We start from the raw sequence: 17,537 nt of genomic DNA, 5'->3' as shown, positions 1-17,537 counted from the left end.
GGATTGGATTTGAGACACTGGAAATCGCCAAACCCCCAGTTCTCAAGGAAACCAACCGAATGAACATCCATAAGAATGCCCGATTAACGCTGATTCGTCGAGTCGAGATGGTCGAAGACGTACTACATCACCGCCTGCCGGTCTGCCAGGCCGCTGTCCGCTATGCCGTGAGCGAGGCGACCGTGCGCAAATGGCTGGGGCGCTTCCTTGCCGAAGATCGGGATGGTTTGATGGATCGCTCGTCGCGTCCCGCGCATAGCCCTTTGGCTCTGGACGCAGGCAAGGCGCTGACCGTTGTCGAGCTACGCAAGAAGCGCATGACGCAGGCCAGGATCGCCCAGTACCTGCAGATATCGAAGGCCACAGTTAGCCGTGTGCTGGCGCGCGCCGGCCTCTCCAAACTGAGCAATCTCGATCCCGTCGAGCCGGTGCAGCGCTACGAGCATGCAGAACCAGGCGACCTGATTCATATCGATACCAAGAAGCTCGGGCGCATTGAAACCACCGGCCATCGTGCGACGGGAGACCGGCGAGACCGTACGCGCGGCGCCGGCTGGGAAGTCTTGTTTATCGCCATTGACGACCATGCCCGCATCGCCTTCACGGAGCTCTATCCTGACGAAACCCAGGAGAATGCCAACCGATTCCTCGCCAATACCCATGCCTATTTCTGCTCACTCGGGGTGCGCCCCAAAGCGTTGTTGACCGATAACGGCTCAGCCTTTCGCTCCAAGTCATTCAAGGCCACTTGTAGCCAGATAGCATTGAAGCACCGCTTTACACGGCCCTATCGGCCACAGACCAATGGCAAGGCCGAACGCTTCATCCAGTCAGCCTTGCGCGAATGGGCTTACGGCTTTGTTTATAACAACTCACTGGAGCGGGCCAACATGCTCAAAGAATGGAACCATCACTACAACTGGCACCGGCCGCATCAGGGCATTGCTGGCAAGGCCCCAATGTCACGGCTCAGATCCGGCCAGAATAACCTCTTGCAACTTCACAGCTAGCGCGCCTGCGCACCCGCATGCAACTGGCGCCAGAACGGCGCGGCGGGCCAGCGCTGCTCCCAGCCATAGTACTGCTGGCGCTGCACGAGGTACTGCGCATGGCGCAGTGCCACCGTGTGCGCCACCGCGCCCAGGGTGGCGTGGCCGGCGATGGCGTCAGCGGCCGCCATGCCGTTGGCGAGCGCCTTGACGATGCCTTGCGAGGTGACAGGATCGTAGGCCGAGGCGGCGTCGCCGATGGCCAGCCAACCGTCGCCATGCAGTTGATCGAGGCAGTAGGACGGCGCGGGAAAACTCTGCACGCCGCCTGCCAGCGGCGCCGCGCCGCGGGCCAGCGCCGCCGTATTGGGCGCGGCCGCCAGCCCTTCCAGCCAGTGCCCGGCATGCTGCAGGCGCCGCGCCTTGACGGTGGCCGCATCGCTGTAGAACGCCAGCAGCAAGGTGGCGTCGGGCAGATGGGCGCCATACCACCAGCCATGTTCGACGGCTTCCAGGTGCGTCAGGCCGGAACGGGGGCCGTCTGGCGCGGCGAAGCGCATCGCAAGGCATATCAGCGGCAGCGTTGCCACCTTGCGGCTGCCGCGCTGGCGCGCGAAGATGGCGCGCGTGCCGCTGGCGTCGACCACCAGGTCGGCGTGGATGCTGGCCAGGCGCGGGTGCGCCGGATCGCCCAGCATCAATTCCAATGTAAAACCGCCGCCTTGCGCCGGGGCCGACGCGGCCAGGCTGGCGCGCAGCAGCACTTCCGCCCCGCGCAAGCGCGCCTGGCGCGCAAGGAAGTCATTGAAACGGGAACGCTCCAGGTGCCAGCCGTGGCCCAGCGGATGCAGCAGCGCGTCGTTGTAGCCGCGCTTGTCGCTGCCCCACCAGGAACAGCTGCCATGGCAAGGCGCATGCGCCTCGGCGAAAAACGCCTGCGCCATCCCCAGCGCCTGGAACAGGCGGTTGGCTTCGGGCGGAATGCTTTCGCCGATGCGAAATTGAGCGTAGTCGCCCGCCTCGATCACTAGCACATCGTGCACGCCATGCCGGGCCAGCGCCAGCGCGCAGGCGCAGCCGGCCGGGCCCCCGCCGATGATGGCGACCCGGTAGCGCTGCCGCGATGGCCCCGCCGCGCCGGGACTGTCTGCAAACGCCGCCATCAGGGCTTCGGTTTCGGCTGCGGCTTCGGCCGGTACACCTTGTCGATGGCCGTGTTGCGCCAATACTCGACCAGGTTGCTTTCATCGCTGTCGAACAGGCTCTCGACTTCCAGGTAGTAATCCTTGCAGATGGCCTTCTCGCCAGCCTTGCGCGCAATCGCCGTGCTTTGCACGACCACGCCGATGCGGTGCCAGTTCAGCAGGAACTGCGCGCGGTCCTGGTAGCGGCCCACATGCATGGCGGGCCGGTCGATTTCCGCATTGTCCGGGGTGCTTGATGGCACGCCATCGGCCCGCGTGCCCTTGCCTCGAACGGAGTAACGCGGCGTCGCCAGTTCGCCGCCATTGGCAACGACGTCGTCGTAGGTGTACACGGCCACGGGCCGCTGCGCCGGCCAGGAGGAATACAGCAAGGTGTTGTAGCCATTGCCATTGATCGCCGTGGCCGCGTCGATCGCCTGCTGGTTATTGAGTACCTTGCCGCCGGGATTCGGATCCGGCAGATGCGTGGCGCACGAGTTGTAATCGGTATGCCATGGCAAGGCCATGAACTTCGACACGTCGCCAGGCTGCACCTCGCCGCCGCGCAGCGGCACATAGCCGGCGCCAAGAAAGGGCTGGTCCCTGACGGCGGCCGGGTAATCGAGATGCTGTGCATGGATGCGGAACGGGCCGCCTGCATCATGGCGCCGCCACGCCTGCCGGTACAGGCCGGGATCGCGCACGATAAAACCCATCTCGATGCCGGGGCTGTAGCGGCCGCCCAGGCAGTTGAACAGGACGCTACGGTCGAGCGCTTCGCCCGCGCCCAGCAGGAAAGTGCCGCTGTCGGCCACATACTGGCCATGCGCCCATTGGTCCATGAAAAAATACTGGGCACGCGTCAGGGTCAGCAGGCTGCTGCCCGCATCGCCAAGCGACAGCGGCATCTGCGGCTTCAGTGACGGCGCGCCCGTCTGGTCGGGATGGCGGATGAAATTCATGATGGGGTAAGTCAGGCCCTCCGCCTTCATCTTGCCCAGCAAGTCGTGCTCCTTGATCGCCCTGGGCGGCAGACTGGTCGTCCAGCGCTGCAGCGAGGCCGCCCGCAGGATGGGCTGGACATCGGTGCTGAAATTGCTCTGGTAGCCCGCCTGGTAGCTGCCATCCGCATACACGGCGGGCCGCAGCGCCATCTTTTCCAGCCAGGTGCAATACAGGTCGTCCCACAGCGAGACGACGTTCGCCGTTTGCGGCGCATACGACGGGTCGCTCGACACCACCCAGGCGCCGCCCTCGACGCTGCGCGCAGTGCCGTCGGCGAAGAGCAGCATGGCCGTGACGGGACCATCGGCCACGTCATCGAACCAGTTGTCGTTGTTGACGTTGTCGTGCAGGACGGCGGCGGGCGAATAATTGCCTTGCGCGTCAAAGCCGCAGGCCTTGCCATAACCGCCCAGCACCAGCAGGCGGCCATTCTTTTCCGTCGTGATGGCGCCCAGCGAGGCGATGATGGAACCAGGGCCCTGCGCCGGCGCGCCAGCCTGTCCGCCGCGCGGAAACGATACGGGATAGTCGGGCAGGCTGCGCACGGCGCCGCTGGCCGCCTCCGCGCACGATGGCGGCGTGGCGGCGTCGAACTGCTGCACCGACTGGCGCGAGGCCTGCACCGTGCGCGGTCCGGGGTCGATGACCAGCAGCTGCAGGCGCAGCGGGTCGGCCGGCGTGCCGAAGTGCGGCGAGGCCGGCTCGCCGAAAGCCCGATTGCGCAAGGCTGGCACGCGCTTGTTGTCGAACGGCGCCACGCCGTCGCCTGCCTCCCAGCTATTGGCCTTCTTGTTGGCCAGGTGCACGGTCCACACGATGTCCTTGACGATCTTGCCATCGACCATGCTGCCGATGGCCACTTCGGCCGCCGCGCCCCGCCGGCCCAGCGGGTAGCTTTCCACACCATCGGCCGCATCGAACGCATATTGGTAAATCCGGAAGCGGGCCGCCTGCCGCTTGAGCTTTCCGCTGGCATCGCGCAACTCGCTGCTGGCGATGGTCGTGTCTTCCGTACCGGGCCGGATCGGCAAGCCTCCCGTGCCATCCTGGCCAGCCAGCGGCATGCCGGCCAGGCTTTCCGGGCCCAGATAGTATTCTTCGCTGTTGCCGACGCGGGCGATGCCGATGGCCGGGTGAATTCTCAAACCTGTGTATGCCATGCTGAACTCCTGCTCATCAAGGGTGTCTATGCCGGTTGGCCAACGCATCACGGCGGCATGCCGTCCCGGACCCACTGGTCGAAGATATGGATGCCCTCCTGCGGCATCGGGCCGTCAGGCGGCATCGGGTGCGGTGCAGACATGACATACTGGCCCTCCCCTGCGCCCGGCTTGCGCAGGCGGTGCCCGGCCGGCACCAGCCATTTTTCGTTGCGGCTGTCATAGTCGTAACCGTGGATGGCCACCTGGATTTGCCAGGCAAACGCCTTCACGCTCGCATAGTCGTTCAGATACAGCCGCTGCACGCCCGTCGACGCGGGGTTCGACAGCTTGACCTTGTTCATGTCGGCTACATAGCGGGAAAACAGGCCCTGCACATCGCGCTTGAAGCTGGTCCGTTCACTCATGGCTTGCTCTCCTCATACGTGGGTTCGGCCGGTTTTCGGCGGTCGACGAGCTGGATCACGGGCGTGGAGAAATCGCCTTGCCGTATCAGGCCACGCCCCTTGTCATTGGTGGTGATGGCTGCCGTGATGCGCCAGGCCTGCCTGCGCTTCCTGGGTACGAGACTGTCGACGATGCCGGTGATATCCGTTTCGATGACATATTTGTCGTGCTGATGATGGCCGGACAAGGCCCAGTGGCTGGTGCTGGTGACCAGGTAGCGGTCGCGGAACGACTTGTCGCCGATGCGCGCGGCCACGTTGGCGGGATGCAGGTAGATATCGGCCTGAAAACTGTAGTCTTCATCCGCATGCGCGCGATCCAGCACCATGTTGGCCCGCTTGTCGCTGGCCACCCGCCGCGCCGGGATCTGGTAGGCGCTGGTCACGGTGAGATCGGGCCTGGCGACCGCGCCATCGGCCGCATCGTCGCTGAGCAAGGCGGCGAACAGGCTTTTCTGGTTGTCGCCAAACACAAAACCCGCCTGCTGGTGCCGGTCGATCAGGGCCTGGATATCCGTCTTGCGGGCAAACTCGCCGCCATAGCGCGGCTGGAAGCCATAGCCCTGCCGCAGGGTGTCGAAATACAGTTCCGCCTGGCCCATGTTGGCCGTGTAGTCGCCCGAATCACCGCGCTGGGCGTCGCCGCTGCCGGCGCTCCAGCCGACGGGTCGGGGCAGGCTGGCGTCCTGCTCGCTGCGCATGAACGCCGTGCGCCCGCTGCCGCGTATGCCGGCATCGCCATGCTCGTCGAGCCATTTCTCGAAACTGTAATCGAGGAAATTATGGAAGGCATAGAACAGCGGATCGAGGCCGGCCGTGACGTTGTCGCCCATGTTGCCGCCCATGTAGGTGGCGTGCATGCGATTGTGGATTTTTGTTTCCAGGTTGCCGCCGCCCAGGCTGCCGTATTCGTCGCCGCCGAAATCGGCCCACTCCATGTAATAGATCTGGTAGGCCAGCAAGTTGGCCGAAGCCGTGGCCAGCGAGCTGTCGAGTCCCTCCTTGTTGCGCGTGGCGTCGTACAGCGGCGAATCGACGTCCTCGAAGGCTTTCGGATAGCGCACGCCGGAAGGCTTGCGGGTGAAGTTCCAGTACGGCAGCGTGACATTGCGCGTGCTGGGTCCCCGCTCGCCGTTCGGGTCGGCTGCCTGCAAGGCTTGCTCATAAAAATACAGCTGCGCCCGGTGCCATTGCAGGAAGGTGTTTTTCTGGTGCTCGCACTCGCCGGGAAACTCCTCGTGGGCGTTGTCTTCGGTCGCCACCTTGTCGAGGAAATAGGCGACGTCGCAGCTGTTGCGCGTTGGATCGCCCAGCAGCTTTTTCAGCCTGTCGCCAGGCAAGGCCGCCTGGCGGTCATTGAAGACGTCGACGGAGGTGCAGTTATGCACCCACGCCTGCCACAGGAAGCCGCGCCGGTCATACACGTTTTCCTGGCTCTTGCGTTTCATTTCGCTCACCGCATGCTTGAAGGCGTCAAGCTCGGCCGGGGTCAGTGCATCGATATTCTTGCGGTAGCGCACGACGCGCACGCCGCCCGGCTCCGCTTGCGCCAGCAATTCCGGGCGACACGATACGGCGGCCTGCGCCTGTACCGAGGTGCAGGCGCCTGCGCACAGCAGGCCGGCCAGGAGGGGAAGGAGTGCAGTTTTCATGCTTGACATGGGTAGTTGCTCCGGAGGCAGGTGGGGAGAGGCGGCAGCGCGCCGGGCACGCTCCCGCCTGGAACGGTCAGTGTCCGTGTCCGCCCATGTCGCCGCCACCCTTGCCATCCGGCAGTACCACCTTGACGTTCTGCATCATGCCCTGGTCTTCATGCTCGAGGATGTGGCAATGCAGCACGTATTCGCCGATGTAGCGCTGATAACGCGTGGCAATCTCGATCTTGTGGTCCTTTATCACCAGCAAGGTGTCTTTCCAGGTGCCGATCAAGTCCTGGTATTGCTGATCCACCTTGCCGCCGTCGGTCCGAACGACGCTGACGACCTGGAAGGGATTAACGTGGATATGGAAGGGATGGTTACCCTTCTTGGACGCCAGTTCCCACATCTGCTCGGTACCCAGCACCAGCGTGTGATCCACGCGGTGCGGATCATAGACATACTTCAGATCGGGTGTCGGCGAGTCTTCCGGCTTGCCTTCCACCATGAAACGGAACTTGCCCCCCAGCTCGGCGATATTGAAGGTCGCATACTCCTTCTTCTTGCCGCGCATGGCCTCCTTTGCCGCCTCGCTGAAGCTGGCGTGCGGCACAAACTTGCCGAGCTTGAGGCCATTCTCCAGGTCGCCGAGAATGGTGCTCTTGACGCTGTCCGGCAACCGGGCGCTGGGCAGGCGCTTGACGGCGTTGCGCAACTCGGCCAGCAGGAAATCGCGCGGCGACTCGCCCGCCTTCGCGCGGGCAGACGCCTTGGCGTTGGTCTTGGCGGCGATCACGCTGATCAGACGCGTGTTGTTGACGTCATGCATCGTCGTCAGGTTATTGACGTTGGTTTCCGCATATACGCAATACGCGCCGGCTTTCGGCAGCGAAAACAGGATGTCGCTGCGGTAGCCCGGCTGCAGGTAGTTGAGGGTCTTGGCAATGATCTTGTCGTGCGTCAAGCCGTCGCCGGCCACCTCGAATTGCGTGACATCCTCGCCATCGCACAACGCCATCACGTCCTTGTCCTGGTTCGCCACGCCGAGCGCCTGGAACAGCTTTTGCGGATCGTTCGCGCGCCGGATGCGCAACACGACGGACGCCTGGAAGCCCGTATCGATCATGCGCCAGCGGTACAGGCGCTGCGTGGCCATGTTCAGCACCGGCTGCACCTTGCCGTTGACGGAGGTGTAGCGGCCCGACATCAGCCAGGCATCCGGATCCTTGACCTGATTGAAATCCTCGAGCACGCCCACGGCATCCTTTTCGCACGGTATCGTCGGCACCAGGCTGTTGCTGGGGCAGTCATACGGAATTTGCTGCAACAGCATCACTTCGCCGGCGCTGCCGCTGCCATCGTCGGGCTGGAATTGTTTCAGCATCACATCGAGGTCGCCCTGCGCGGTGGCGGTCGGATAGCGGTCGCCTTCCACCACCAGCGCGCCGGCCATGCCGCTGGCCACCTGCATCGCCGTCGCGCCATGCTGGTGCGGGTGATACCAGAACGTGCCGGCCGGGTGGTCGATGGGAATATTGTATTCATACTCGAAATCCACCTCTGGCTTGATCGAGATCAGCACGTTGTCGCTATTGCCCGAAGGCGAGACCCACAAGCCATGCGAATGCAGATTGGTGTCGTTGAAGCAGCCGCGCGGACGCGGCGCATTCGTATCGCTCGTCGCGCACTGCTCGGCCGACAGCCGCGGCAACTGGTTATGCAGCTTGAAGCGCACGGTTTGCCCCGGCGCCATCACCACCGTGGGCGCCATGAAGGTGGCCGCATTCTCGTCACGGCCATCGAGCGCCAGGTTGCTCGTCTGCTGGTAGGAACGCAGGCGCACCTTGTCATGCTTGGCCGTGGTCGGGTTATAGATGCTGCCGTTGGCATAGCGGATGTACAGGTCGTACGACTTTTCATACTCGTCGCGCTTGCTTGCCGCGCGGTTGGCGGGCCTGGCGCGGGCCTTCAGCTTCGGCGGCTCCTGCAGCAGGCGCAGCTCGAGTTTGGGCACGGACTTCAGGTTCAGGTCAAGATTCAGATTGACCGTGGTTTCCGCGGCGAAGACGGCGCCGCAGGCGAACGGCATGGCGGCCAGGCACAGCGACACGTAGCTGCGGGGAAGGCGATTGGACATGACAACTCCTTGATTGGACTCGGCAATGGAAGCATGGCTGGGCATGCGTAGTTTTTATTAGTAACATTGCTATTATCCATAATGACAAAGAGTCAATACTCACACTAAGTCACTTGTTGTTTTTATTGCTGAGGGGGAGGCTGGCGCAAGGGCCGGAGAGGGAGCTGGCAGTTAGTGCCTGATTGGGCGATTCGGAGCGCCTTGCGCAAGTACGCGCAAGGCTTCGAATCCCACACGCAAAGCGCGCAGGCGCTTTGCTCGTCTCCGCAAGGCAGAAATGAAAAAACCCGCCGAAGCGGGTTTTTAGAAATACTGGCGGAGACGGTGGGATTCGAACCCACGATACAGGTATAAGCCGTATGCATCCTTAGCAGGGATGTGCCTTCGGCCACTCGGCCACGTCTCCTAGCTGATTACTCAACTATGTCTCTGTAGCTAACTGCGCTGCAGCGACGAACGTCATAATATCGATTGCCCCCCCTTTGGTCAAGGGCGTGGGGCAATATTTTTGGATATTTAAGCTTTTTCCAGCTCGAACGCTTTATGCAGCGCGCGCACGGCCAGTTCCATGTACTTTTCATCGATCAGCACGGAGATCTTGATCTCGGAAGTGGAGATCATCATGATGTTGATGCCCTCTTCCGACAGGGTGCGGAACATTTGCGAGGCGACGCCCACGTGGCTGCGCATGCCCACGCCGACGACGGACAGTTTCGACACTTTCGCGTCGCCCGTGATGCTGGCCGCGCCCAGCGATTCGCGGTTCGCTTCCAGCACGGCCAGCGCGCGCGTGTATTCGCCGCGCGAGACGGTGAAGGTGAAGTCCGTTTTACCGTCGACCGACTGATTCTGTATGATCATGTCGACTTCGATGTTCGCGTCCGCCACCGGTCCCAGGATGTGGTACGCCACGCCTGGGCGGTCGGGCACGCCGAGCACGGTGATTTTGGCTTCATCGCGGTTGAAGGCGATGCCGGAGATGACTGCTTGTTCCATGTTTGTATCTTCCTCAAACGAAATCAGGGTGCCTGAATTGGCTTCTATTTCCAGCGGCAACATCGGGTCGGTCAGCGACGACAGCACGCGCGTGGGCACGCGGTAGTTGCCGGCAAATTCCACCGAACGCGTTTGCAGCACTTTGGAACCCAGCGAAGCCAGTTCCAGCATTTCTTCAAAGGTGATGGTCTTCAGGCGGCGCGCCTCGGAGACCACGCGCGGGTCGGTCGTGTAGACACCGTCGACGTCCGTGAAGATCAGGCATTCGGCCGCCTTCATGGCGGCGGCGATCGCCACGGCCGAGGTGTCGGAGCCGCCGCGGCCCAGCGTCGCGATGTTGTCGTGTTCGTCAACGCCCTGGAAACCGGTAATGATGACAATTTTGCCCGCATCGAGGTCGCGTTTGACTTTTTCGTCATCGATCGACTGGATGCGTGCCTTGGTAAAGGCGGAATCGGTCTTGATCGCGACTTGCCAGCCAGCATAGGATACGGCTTGTTTGCCGATCGCCAGCAATGCCATCGACAATAGGCCGACGGACACTTGTTCGCCTGTCGAGGCGATCATGTCAAGTTCACGGGGATCGGGTTGATCCATGATTTCCTTGGCCAGTCCAATCAGGCGGTTGGTTTCGCCCGACATGGCGGATGGCACCACCACGATTTGATGCCCAGCGTCGTGCCACTTGGCAACGCGCTTGGCGACATTCTTGATACGGTCAGTCGAGCCCATCGACGTACCGCCATATTTGTGGACGATTAAAGCCATAAGAGTGAAGTTTCCGCTCAAGAAGAATAAAAAAGGAGGGCTTTACTCTACATGCCGCAATGCAAAATAACAAGCTAAAAAGCGCATTAGCTCATACCGATTGCGCATATGGAAATAACCAATCCATGCAGTCCAGCTGGCTTGAACAGGCACTTGGCGGCCACCCCCAGAGTGGCCGTGGCTGCCGCCCCTGCGCTCAGCAGGAGACCCAGCGCAAGGCGACGCGGGGACGATCCAGCAGACTCAGGCAATGGCAATCGAGGCCAATACCAGCCGCGAACAGCAATTGTTGCGCCGCACAGACAAGGGGCAGGCGTTCGCGCTCCCAGGCGGGTACGTCAAACGCCTGGTAGTGGTATTTCAAGCTCTTGGTGGGACGGTTCAAGGCCAGCTTCAGGCGCTCGCCACCCTGGCGGAAGTCGATCGTCAAGGCTTGAGATTGCAACCAGGCAATATCGATACCCTGGCCGCCCTCTTCCACCGCATCGAAATGCAGCACGCCGCCATACGCGGGAAAGACCAGGCTCGCCTCGCCCTGCCATTTGAACTCCTGGCTGGCCTTTTCCAGGCCGGGAATGCCCGCGTCGCTCTTGTCGCGCATGCCGGCCAGATCGTCGAGCTTCGGCGTCAGATATAAACGGTCGCGATGGCGCCGCACATGGCATTCGGGGTGCGTCACCAGCAATTGCGCATCGGGCCGCGCCTCCAGCAGTTGCGCCAGCATTTCCGCCAGCCACGCCGTCGACGGCATGCGCAAGCCGCGCGTGCCAAACCAGTGGCGCAGCAGGTTGTAGCAGCGGTCCGCGCTCAGCTCGCGCAATTTCGCCAGCTCGATGCAATCGCCATCGAGGCAGGCCGCCAGATCCTGCGTCGCCAGTTCCGTCAGCAGGCGCTGCGCCGATTGCGCATGCTGGGCGCTGCGGGCAAAACGCTCCTGGAAACCGGGAAACGCCTGCGCCAGCACGGGCATCACCTGGTGCCGCAAGGCATTGCGGGCAAAGCGGGGATCGTCGTTCGATTCGTCGTGGATGTGCGCGATCGCATGGCTCGCCACATACGCTTCGAGCTGTTTGCGCGATACGGGCAGCAAGGGGCGCGCCATCACCAGATCCGGATTGCCCAGCAGCTCGGGCGCGCTGTTGGCCCCATCCATGCCGGACAAGCCCGCCGTGCCGGAGCCGCGCAGCAATTGCAGCAACACCGTTTCCGCCTGGTCATCCTGGTGGTGGGCGGTCAGAAGCAGGCGCACGCCGTGCGCGGCGCACAGCTCGCCCAGGGCCGCATAACGGCGCTTGCGGGCAGCCTCTTCCGTGCCCGTCTTCGCGTTTTTCTCCAGGGTGACCTTGCGCGCTTCAAAGGCGATGCCCATGCCGGCGCACAACTGTTCGCAGTGGGCCAGCCAGGCATCCGCATTCTGGTTCAGGCCGTGGTGCACATGGAAGGCGTGCATGGCCACGCCATGCTCTTGCGCCCAGGCATGCGCCAGGTGCAGCAGGGCCGAGGAATCGAGGCCGCCGCTGAGGGCGATGCCGACCGCCTCACCGGCTTGTGGTCCGCAGGTTTCCAGCGCGCTGGCGAAGATATCGGCGACGGTGGCGGTTTGTTGCTTTTTCATAAGACTCCTGGAATGCAAAGAGGGACAGGTGGCCAAACGAGTGTGTCGCTTGGCCACCTGTCCCTGGTGTTCTTGCTGCCGGCCTGCGCCGGCGCTGGCTTACTCGCTCGGCGTGGTTTCCTTGAACTTGCCGTAGCTCAGCAGTTTTTCATGGCGCGCGGCCAGCAAGTCCTTGGTTTTCATGCCGTGGAACTGGCGCAGGGTGTCGGCCAGGGCGCGTTTGAGCAAGGTCGCCATCTGTTTCGGATCGCGGTGGGCGCCGCCCAGCGGTTCGTTGATGATCTTGTCGATCAGGCCCATGGCTTTCAGGCGGTGGGCGGTGAGGCCCAGCGCTTCGGCCGCGTCGGAGGCGCGCTCGGCGCTCTTCCACAGGATCGAGGCGCAGCCTTCCGGCGAAATCACGGCATAGGTCGAGTATTGCAGCATCAGCACGGCGTCACCCACGGCAATGGCCAGCGCGCCGCCGGAACCGCCTTCGCCGATGATGGTGGCGATCAGCGGTACTTTGAGTTCGGCCATCACGTACAGGTTGTGGCCGATGGCTTCCGACTGGCCGCGCTCTTCCGCGTCGATGCCGGGGAAGGCGCCTGGCGTGTCGACGAAGGTGAAGATGGGCAAGTTGAACTTTTCAGCCACTTTCATCAGGCGCATGGCCTTGCGGTAGCCTTCCGGCTTCGGCATGCCGAAATTGCGCATGGCGCGCTCTTTCGTGTCGCGGCCCTTCTGGTGGCCGATGACCATGCACGGCTGGCCATTGAAGCGGGCCAGGCCGCCCACGACGGACAGATCGTCCGCGTAGCTGCGGTCGCCATGCAATTCGTGGAAATCGGTAAAGATTTCATTCACGTAATCCATGGTGTACGGGCGCTGCGGGTGGCGCGCGATCTGCGCCACTTGCCAAGGCGTCAGCTTGGCGTAGATATCTTTGGTCAGCTGCTGGCTCTTCTTGGCCAGGCGGTCGATCTCTTCCGAGATGTCGACGGCCGAATCGTCTTGCACGAAGCGCAACTCTTCGATCTTGGAATCGAGTTCCGCGATCGGCTGTTCAAAATTGAGGAAAGTCGTTTTAGTCATTGTACCTCCAGGTTTTACCGGCCACGGCGCCAGGGCGCGCGGCGTCATCTATGTTTATTTTACCGTACCGGCTGCTGCGCCGGGGGCTGCATCGGGTGCGGCAGGGACGGCTGCAGGGTCGAGACTGCGCCACAAATACCACGTCGCCACGGTGCGCCACGGTTCCCAATTGGCGGAAACCTCGCGCGCATCGCTGCGGGAAACTGGTTCGCCGGAGAAGTAATTGACGCTGATGCCCTGGATCAAACCGGGGTCGTCGAGCGGCAAGACATTCGGCCGGAGCAGATTAAATATCAGAAACATCTCGGCTGTCCAGCGGCCGATGCCGCGGATCTGCACCAGTTCGGCGATGACAGCTTCGTCATCCATCTGGTCCCACTGGCTCGCGTGCACGCGCTTGGCCTTGAAATGGTCCGCCAGGTCGAGGATGTATTCGGTCTTGCGTTTGGACAAACCACAGGCGGACAGCTGCTCGGCGCCGGCCTTCAAGACTTGTGTAGGCGTGCATTTCGGGCAAGCCAGCAGCAGCTTTTTCCAGGCGGCATCCGCCGCCTTGGGCGTGATCTGCTGTCCCACCAGCGAACGGGCCAGGGTAGTAAACGGGTCGCTATGGCCGACCAGGTGCAGGTCGCCAAATTGCGGGATGAGCTTTTTCATGATGCGGTCGCGCTTCATCAGCTCGATCTTCGCCTCTTCCCAGTAATGCGGCACCTGGATCACTTGCGCCAAGTCCGTCACCTTGGGGGCTTCCCCGTTTTCCCTGGACGTAGGCATCATGCGCGGCGCCAGTTGGTCGAGCCGTCAGGCTTGTCTTCAAGAATGATGCCCGCCGCCAACAGTTCAGCGCGGATCTTGTCGGACTGCGCAAAGTCGCGCGCCTTCTTCGCCGCGCTGCGCGCCGCGATGGCCGCTTCGATGCCCGCTGTCTCGTCCTGGCCGCCGGCGGCAGCGCCCACGGTTGCTTGCAGGAATTGCTGCGGCGTGCGTTCCAGCAAGCCGAACACGCCCGCCAGGCCCTTCAATTGACGCGCCAGGGCTGGCGACTTGCTCTTGTTCACTTCCGTTGCCAGGTCGAACAGGGCAGCCACGGCCAGCGGCGTGTTGAAATCGTCGTCCATCGCTTCACGCACGCGCACGGCGTGGGCTTCGCTCCAGTCGATGGCGCCCTCTTCTACCGCCACGTCGGCCAGCGCCGTGTACAAGCGGGTCAGGGACAGGCGCGCGTCATCGAGGTGCACGTCCGAGTAATTCAGGGGGCTGCGGTAATGCGCGCGCAGGATGAAGAAGCGGATCACTTCGGCATCGAACTTTTGCAGCACTTCGCGGATGGTGAAGAAATTGCCGAGCGACTTGGACATTTTTTCATTGTCCAGGCGCACGAAGCCGTTATGGATCCAGTAATTCACGCTGGTATGGCCGAACGCGCCTTCGGATTGGGCGATCTCGTTTTCGTGGTGCGGGAATTGCAAGTCCGCGCCGCCGCCATGAATGTCGAACTGTTCACCGAGCAAGGCGCAGGACATGGCCGAGCACTCGATATGCCAGCCCGGGCGGCCCTTGCCCCACTTCGAATCCCATTTGACTTCTTCCGGTTCCGCATCCTTCGACGACTTCCACAACACGAAGTCGAGCGGATCGCGCTTGCCCGTGTTCACGTCGACGCGCTCGCCCGCGCGCAGGTCGTCGAGCGACTTGCCCGACAGCTTGCCGTAGTGGGGGAAATTGCGCACGGCATAATTGACGTCGCCATCCGCCCCCTGGTAAGCCAGGTCCTTCGCTTCCAGCTGTTCGATCAGGCGCAGCATCTGCGGCACGTATTCGGTGGCGCGCGGCGTGTGGTCGGGCGTCAGGATGCCCAGCGCGGCCGTGTCTTCATCCATGTACTGGGTGAAACGCGTCGTCAGCTGGGAAATCGTCTCGCCGTTTTCCACGGCACGGCGGATGATCTTGTCGTCGATGTCCGTAATGTTGCGCACATAGGTGACGTCGAAGCCGGACGCCTTCAGCCAGCGGTAGATGACATCGAACGCCATCATCATGCGAGCATGGCCGATATGGCAATAATCGTAGATGGTCATGCCGCACACGTACATGCGTACCTTGCCCGCTTCCATCGGGACGAATACCTGCTTTTCGCGAGCCAGGGTGTTGTAAATCTTTAGATTGCTCATCGTGCTTTGCAAGTGGAGCGGCCGCCAACCTGGCAAAACGACAGACAGGCGCGGACACCGGGGGTGCCGCGCCACAGAACTGCCGTGTGCGCCGAAGACTGTACGACCCGCTATATTGTTGTTCTTGTTTGTTAGAATTAGGGCGTTAGCGGTCAAGTATAACATTGATAAAAACCATACTGGCCCGATATGAATCAGGTTTTTACGATGTTCAACCGAAACTCACTTCTTTTGGCAACAACGCAAGTTTAAAGAAAAATAACGATCAAGGACGCCTTCATGCAAGAAATCAAATCGAAACGCCTGTCTTTCCTGGCCCGCTTTTGCACCCTGTTTGCCGGCCTGACCCTGGGCAGCGCCGTCGTGGCAGCCGCTCCGGCGACCGCCCTCGACCCGACGCCGCACGTGGCCCTGAAAACCAGCATGGGCGAGATCGTGCTGGAACTGGATCAGGAAAAAGCGCCGAAAAGCGTGGCCAATTTCCTGCAGTACGTCAACAGCGGTTATTACAAGGGCACCGTGTTTCACCGCGTCATCGACGGCTTCATGATACAGGGCGGCGGCTTCGACAAGAACATGAAGCAGAAACCGACGAAAGCGCCGATCAAGAATGAAGCGCAAAACGGCCTGCAAAACGTGACTTACAGCATCGCCATGGCGCGCACGGGCGACCCGCATTCGGCCACCGCGCAATTCTTCATCAACGTCAACGACAACGGCCCGCTCGACTACCCTGGCCGCGACGGCTTCGGCTACACGGTGTTCGGCAAAGTCGTCAGTGGCATGGACGTGGTCGACAAGATCAAGGCCGTGCCCGTGGCGGACAAGGGCCCGCACCAGAACGTGCCGGTCACCCCCGTGGTGATCGAATCGGCGACTTTACTCAAGACAGCGCCCGCAAAACTGTAAAATAGCGTTTTTACGGCCCCGAACGACACGGGCCGTTGAATCATTTATCATCCAATTTATTAAGGATCATCATGACCTCCGTCATCATTACCACCAATCTGGGCAAGATCACCGCTGAACTGGACGCCGAAAAAGCGCCGAAAACGGTTGCCAACTTCCTGGCCTACATGAAAGCCGGTCACTACGACAACACGATTTTCCACCGCGTCATCGACGGCTTCATGATCCAGGGCGGCGGTTTCGAGCCAGGCATGAAACAAAAGCCAGCCGACACCACCGTGGAAAACGAAGCCAAGAACGGCCTGAAAAACGACACGTACACGCTGGCCATGGCCCGCACGTCGGACCCGCACTCGGCATCGGCCCAGTTCTTCATCAACATCAAGAACAACAGCTTCCTCGACTACCCAGGCCAGGACGGCTGGGGCTACGCCGTATTCGGTAAAGTCACCGAAGGCAAGGAAGTCGTCGACGCCATCCGCGCCGTGAAAACCTCGCGCGCCGGCATGTTCGCCGATGTGCCAGTGACGGACGTTGTCATCGAGAAAGTAGAAGCCGCGTAATTCGGCTCTGGCATCATGAATAACAGGCATTGCCGCGTTTGCGCCTCTCCATGTACATCACTTTTTGGGAGCGTTGAACGATGACAATGCCTGCCGCACTCTTTATTTCCGACCTGCATCTGCAGAGCTCGCACCCGCGCACCAGCGCGGCGTTTCTTTCTTTCCTGGAACACCATGCGCAATATGCGCAAGCACTGTATCTATTAGGCGACCTGTTCGAATACTGGGCCGGCGACGATGACCTGGAAGACCCGTTCAATGCGCGCATGACGGCCGCCATCCGCGCCGTCAGCGATGCGGGCGTGCATGTCTACTGGATCGCCGGCAACCGCGACTTTCTCGTCGGCTCCGGCTTTGCGGCCGCCGCCGGCGCCACCCTGCTGAGCGAACCGCATGTGGCCACGATAGCCGGCCAGCGCATCGTCTTGCTGCACGGCGACGCCGAATGCACGAAAGACGTGCAATACATGGAGTTTCGCGCCATGGTGCGCCAGCCCGCCTGGCAAAAACAGTTCCTGTCCATGCCGCTGGCGCAGCGCAAGGCCATCATCGACGGTTTGCGCAAGAGCAGCCGCGAGCACAATGGCGAAAAGTCCATGGACATCATGGATGTCACGCCCGATGCTGTCGCACAAGTATTTGCCGAACACGCCAGCACCGTCATGATCCACGGCCACACGCACCGTCCCGCCCTGCATAAAGTCGACGATACCTTGCGCTATGTCTTGCCCGACTGGGAATGCGACGTGACGCCGCCGCAACAGCCGCGCGGCGGCTGGATCGCCATCGATGCGCGCGGCAACATCACGCGCCACGACCTGAGCGGCGACATCATCGACCAGGTCTAGGCCTGCGCCGACCGCCGCACGGGCGTTTGTCCGAT

14 protein-coding genes and 1 tRNA gene are annotated in these 17,537 nt (G+C 62.0%); 4 read left to right on the top strand and 11 right to left on the bottom strand.

The genetic code is table 11. The annotated features are described in order from the left end of the window. The first annotated feature begins 59 nt into the window (after positions 1-59). Positions 60-1,010 (top strand): IS481 family transposase, encoded by a 951-nt coding sequence (locus tag AC3IQ7_RS11705; RefSeq protein WP_489207002.1) that lies wholly within the window; start codon positions 60-62, stop codon positions 1,008-1,010. On the opposite strand, the gene AC3IQ7_RS11700 is transcribed toward AC3IQ7_RS11705, so the two are convergent. The 11 genes from AC3IQ7_RS11700 to cysS all read right to left on the bottom strand — a co-directional run bounded on the left by AC3IQ7_RS11700 (position 1,007) and on the right by cysS (position 15,182). Continuing rightward, positions 1,007-2,152, bottom strand: coding sequence for an FAD-dependent oxidoreductase (locus tag AC3IQ7_RS11700; RefSeq protein ID WP_489209667.1), 1,146 nt, complete (start codon positions 2,150-2,152; stop codon positions 1,007-1,009). The two genes, AC3IQ7_RS11705 and AC3IQ7_RS11700, sit on opposite strands and share 4 nt — an antisense overlap. Beyond that, positions 2,152-4,338 carry a LodA/GoxA family CTQ-dependent oxidase gene (locus AC3IQ7_RS11695; protein ID WP_489209665.1) on the bottom strand — a complete coding sequence of 729 codons (2,187 nt, stop codon included), beginning with the start codon at positions 4,336-4,338 and terminating at the stop codon, positions 2,152-2,154. The genes AC3IQ7_RS11700 and AC3IQ7_RS11695 overlap by 1 nt, the downstream gene beginning before the upstream one ends. A 47-nt stretch (positions 4,339-4,385) precedes the next feature. Next, entirely contained in the window at positions 4,386-4,745 is a 360-nt protein-coding gene (locus AC3IQ7_RS11690; protein ID WP_489209663.1) for a hypothetical protein, read from the bottom strand. Continuing rightward, the gene (locus AC3IQ7_RS11685) at positions 4,742-6,436 is read right to left on the bottom strand and encodes a tyrosinase family protein (protein WP_489209661.1); all 1,695 of its coding nucleotides are present in this window, start codon (positions 6,434-6,436) and stop codon (positions 4,742-4,744) included. Before AC3IQ7_RS11685 ends, AC3IQ7_RS11690 begins: the two co-directional genes overlap by 4 nt. A 76-nt stretch (positions 6,437-6,512) precedes the next feature. Next, complete coding sequence (locus AC3IQ7_RS11680; RefSeq protein ID WP_489209659.1) at positions 6,513-8,558, bottom strand: multicopper oxidase family protein; 2,046 nt, start codon at positions 8,556-8,558, stop codon at positions 6,513-6,515. Positions 8,559-8,871: 313 nt separating this feature from the next. After that, positions 8,872-8,964, bottom strand: a tRNA-Ser gene (locus AC3IQ7_RS11675). A gap of 110 nt (positions 8,965-9,074) precedes the next feature. Further along, positions 9,075-10,322 carry an aspartate kinase gene (locus AC3IQ7_RS11670; RefSeq protein WP_035817435.1) on the bottom strand — a complete coding sequence of 416 codons (1,248 nt, stop codon included), beginning with the start codon at positions 10,320-10,322 and terminating at the stop codon, positions 9,075-9,077. A gap of 196 nt (positions 10,323-10,518) precedes the next feature. Next, the gene (gene tilS, locus AC3IQ7_RS11665) at positions 10,519-11,937 is read right to left on the bottom strand and encodes a tRNA lysidine(34) synthetase TilS (protein WP_489209656.1); all 1,419 of its coding nucleotides are present in this window, start codon (positions 11,935-11,937) and stop codon (positions 10,519-10,521) included. Positions 11,938-12,036: 99 nt separating this feature from the next. Continuing rightward, positions 12,037-13,011 (bottom strand): acetyl-CoA carboxylase carboxyltransferase subunit alpha, encoded by a 975-nt coding sequence (locus AC3IQ7_RS11660; protein WP_034756951.1) that lies wholly within the window; start codon positions 13,009-13,011, stop codon positions 12,037-12,039. A 54-nt stretch (positions 13,012-13,065) separates the two neighbouring features. After that, positions 13,066-13,785, bottom strand: coding sequence for a DNA-3-methyladenine glycosylase family protein (locus tag AC3IQ7_RS11655; protein ID WP_233516363.1), 720 nt, complete (start codon positions 13,783-13,785; stop codon positions 13,066-13,068). Continuing rightward, positions 13,785-15,182, bottom strand: coding sequence for a cysteine--tRNA ligase (gene cysS / locus AC3IQ7_RS11650; RefSeq protein ID WP_489209654.1), 1,398 nt, complete (start codon positions 15,180-15,182; stop codon positions 13,785-13,787). The genes AC3IQ7_RS11655 and cysS overlap by 1 nt, the downstream gene beginning before the upstream one ends. Before the next feature lie 279 nt (positions 15,183-15,461). Here cysS and AC3IQ7_RS11645 point away from each other — a divergent pair, with 279 nt between their 5' ends. The 3 genes from AC3IQ7_RS11645 to AC3IQ7_RS11635 all read left to right on the top strand — a co-directional run bounded on the left by AC3IQ7_RS11645 (position 15,462) and on the right by AC3IQ7_RS11635 (position 17,502). Then, positions 15,462-16,091: a peptidylprolyl isomerase gene (locus tag AC3IQ7_RS11645; RefSeq protein ID WP_099380647.1), complete on the top strand. Its 630-nt coding sequence runs from the start codon at positions 15,462-15,464 to the stop codon at positions 16,089-16,091. 71 nt (positions 16,092-16,162) lie between these two features. Continuing rightward, complete coding sequence (locus AC3IQ7_RS11640) at positions 16,163-16,654, top strand: peptidylprolyl isomerase (RefSeq protein ID WP_099380648.1); 492 nt, start codon at positions 16,163-16,165, stop codon at positions 16,652-16,654. Between the two features lie 86 nt (positions 16,655-16,740). Beyond that, the gene (locus tag AC3IQ7_RS11635; protein WP_322428652.1) at positions 16,741-17,502 is read left to right on the top strand and encodes a UDP-2,3-diacylglucosamine diphosphatase; all 762 of its coding nucleotides are present in this window, start codon (positions 16,741-16,743) and stop codon (positions 17,500-17,502) included. Positions 17,503-17,537: the final 35 nt, after the last annotated feature.

Source organism: Janthinobacterium sp. GL_088 (genome assembly GCF_057837845.1).
The sequence above is the reverse complement of the archived record's forward strand: the minus strand, read 5'-3'. Positions and strand labels throughout refer to the sequence as shown.

Excerpts from the sequence above, each read along its gene's own strand:
- AC3IQ7_RS11705 (WP_489207002.1), top strand. The coding sequence starts at position 60 with ATGAACATCCATAAGAATGCCCGATTAACGCTGATTCGTCGAGTCGAG.
- AC3IQ7_RS11700 (WP_489209667.1), bottom strand. The coding sequence starts at position 2,152 with ATGGCGGCGTTTGCAGACAGTCCCGGCGCGGCGGGGCCATCGCGGCAG.
- AC3IQ7_RS11695 (WP_489209665.1), bottom strand. The coding sequence starts at position 4,338 with ATGGCATACACAGGTTTGAGAATTCACCCGGCCATCGGCATCGCCCGC.
- AC3IQ7_RS11690 (WP_489209663.1), bottom strand. The coding sequence starts at position 4,745 with ATGAGTGAACGGACCAGCTTCAAGCGCGATGTGCAGGGCCTGTTTTCC.
- AC3IQ7_RS11685 (WP_489209661.1), bottom strand. The coding sequence starts at position 6,436 with ATGAAAACTGCACTCCTTCCCCTCCTGGCCGGCCTGCTGTGCGCAGGC.
- AC3IQ7_RS11680 (WP_489209659.1), bottom strand. The coding sequence starts at position 8,558 with ATGTCCAATCGCCTTCCCCGCAGCTACGTGTCGCTGTGCCTGGCCGCC.
- AC3IQ7_RS11670 (WP_035817435.1), bottom strand. The coding sequence starts at position 10,322 with ATGGCTTTAATCGTCCACAAATATGGCGGTACGTCGATGGGCTCGACT.
- tilS (WP_489209656.1), bottom strand. The coding sequence starts at position 11,937 with ATGAAAAAGCAACAAACCGCCACCGTCGCCGATATCTTCGCCAGCGCG.
- AC3IQ7_RS11660 (WP_034756951.1), bottom strand. The coding sequence starts at position 13,011 with ATGACTAAAACGACTTTCCTCAATTTTGAACAGCCGATCGCGGAACTC.
- AC3IQ7_RS11655 (WP_233516363.1), bottom strand. The coding sequence starts at position 13,785 with ATGCCTACGTCCAGGGAAAACGGGGAAGCCCCCAAGGTGACGGACTTG.
- cysS (WP_489209654.1), bottom strand. The coding sequence starts at position 15,182 with ATGAGCAATCTAAAGATTTACAACACCCTGGCTCGCGAAAAGCAGGTA.
- AC3IQ7_RS11645 (WP_099380647.1), top strand. The coding sequence starts at position 15,462 with ATGCAAGAAATCAAATCGAAACGCCTGTCTTTCCTGGCCCGCTTTTGC.
- AC3IQ7_RS11640 (WP_099380648.1), top strand. The coding sequence starts at position 16,163 with ATGACCTCCGTCATCATTACCACCAATCTGGGCAAGATCACCGCTGAA.
- AC3IQ7_RS11635 (WP_322428652.1), top strand. The coding sequence starts at position 16,741 with ATGCCTGCCGCACTCTTTATTTCCGACCTGCATCTGCAGAGCTCGCAC.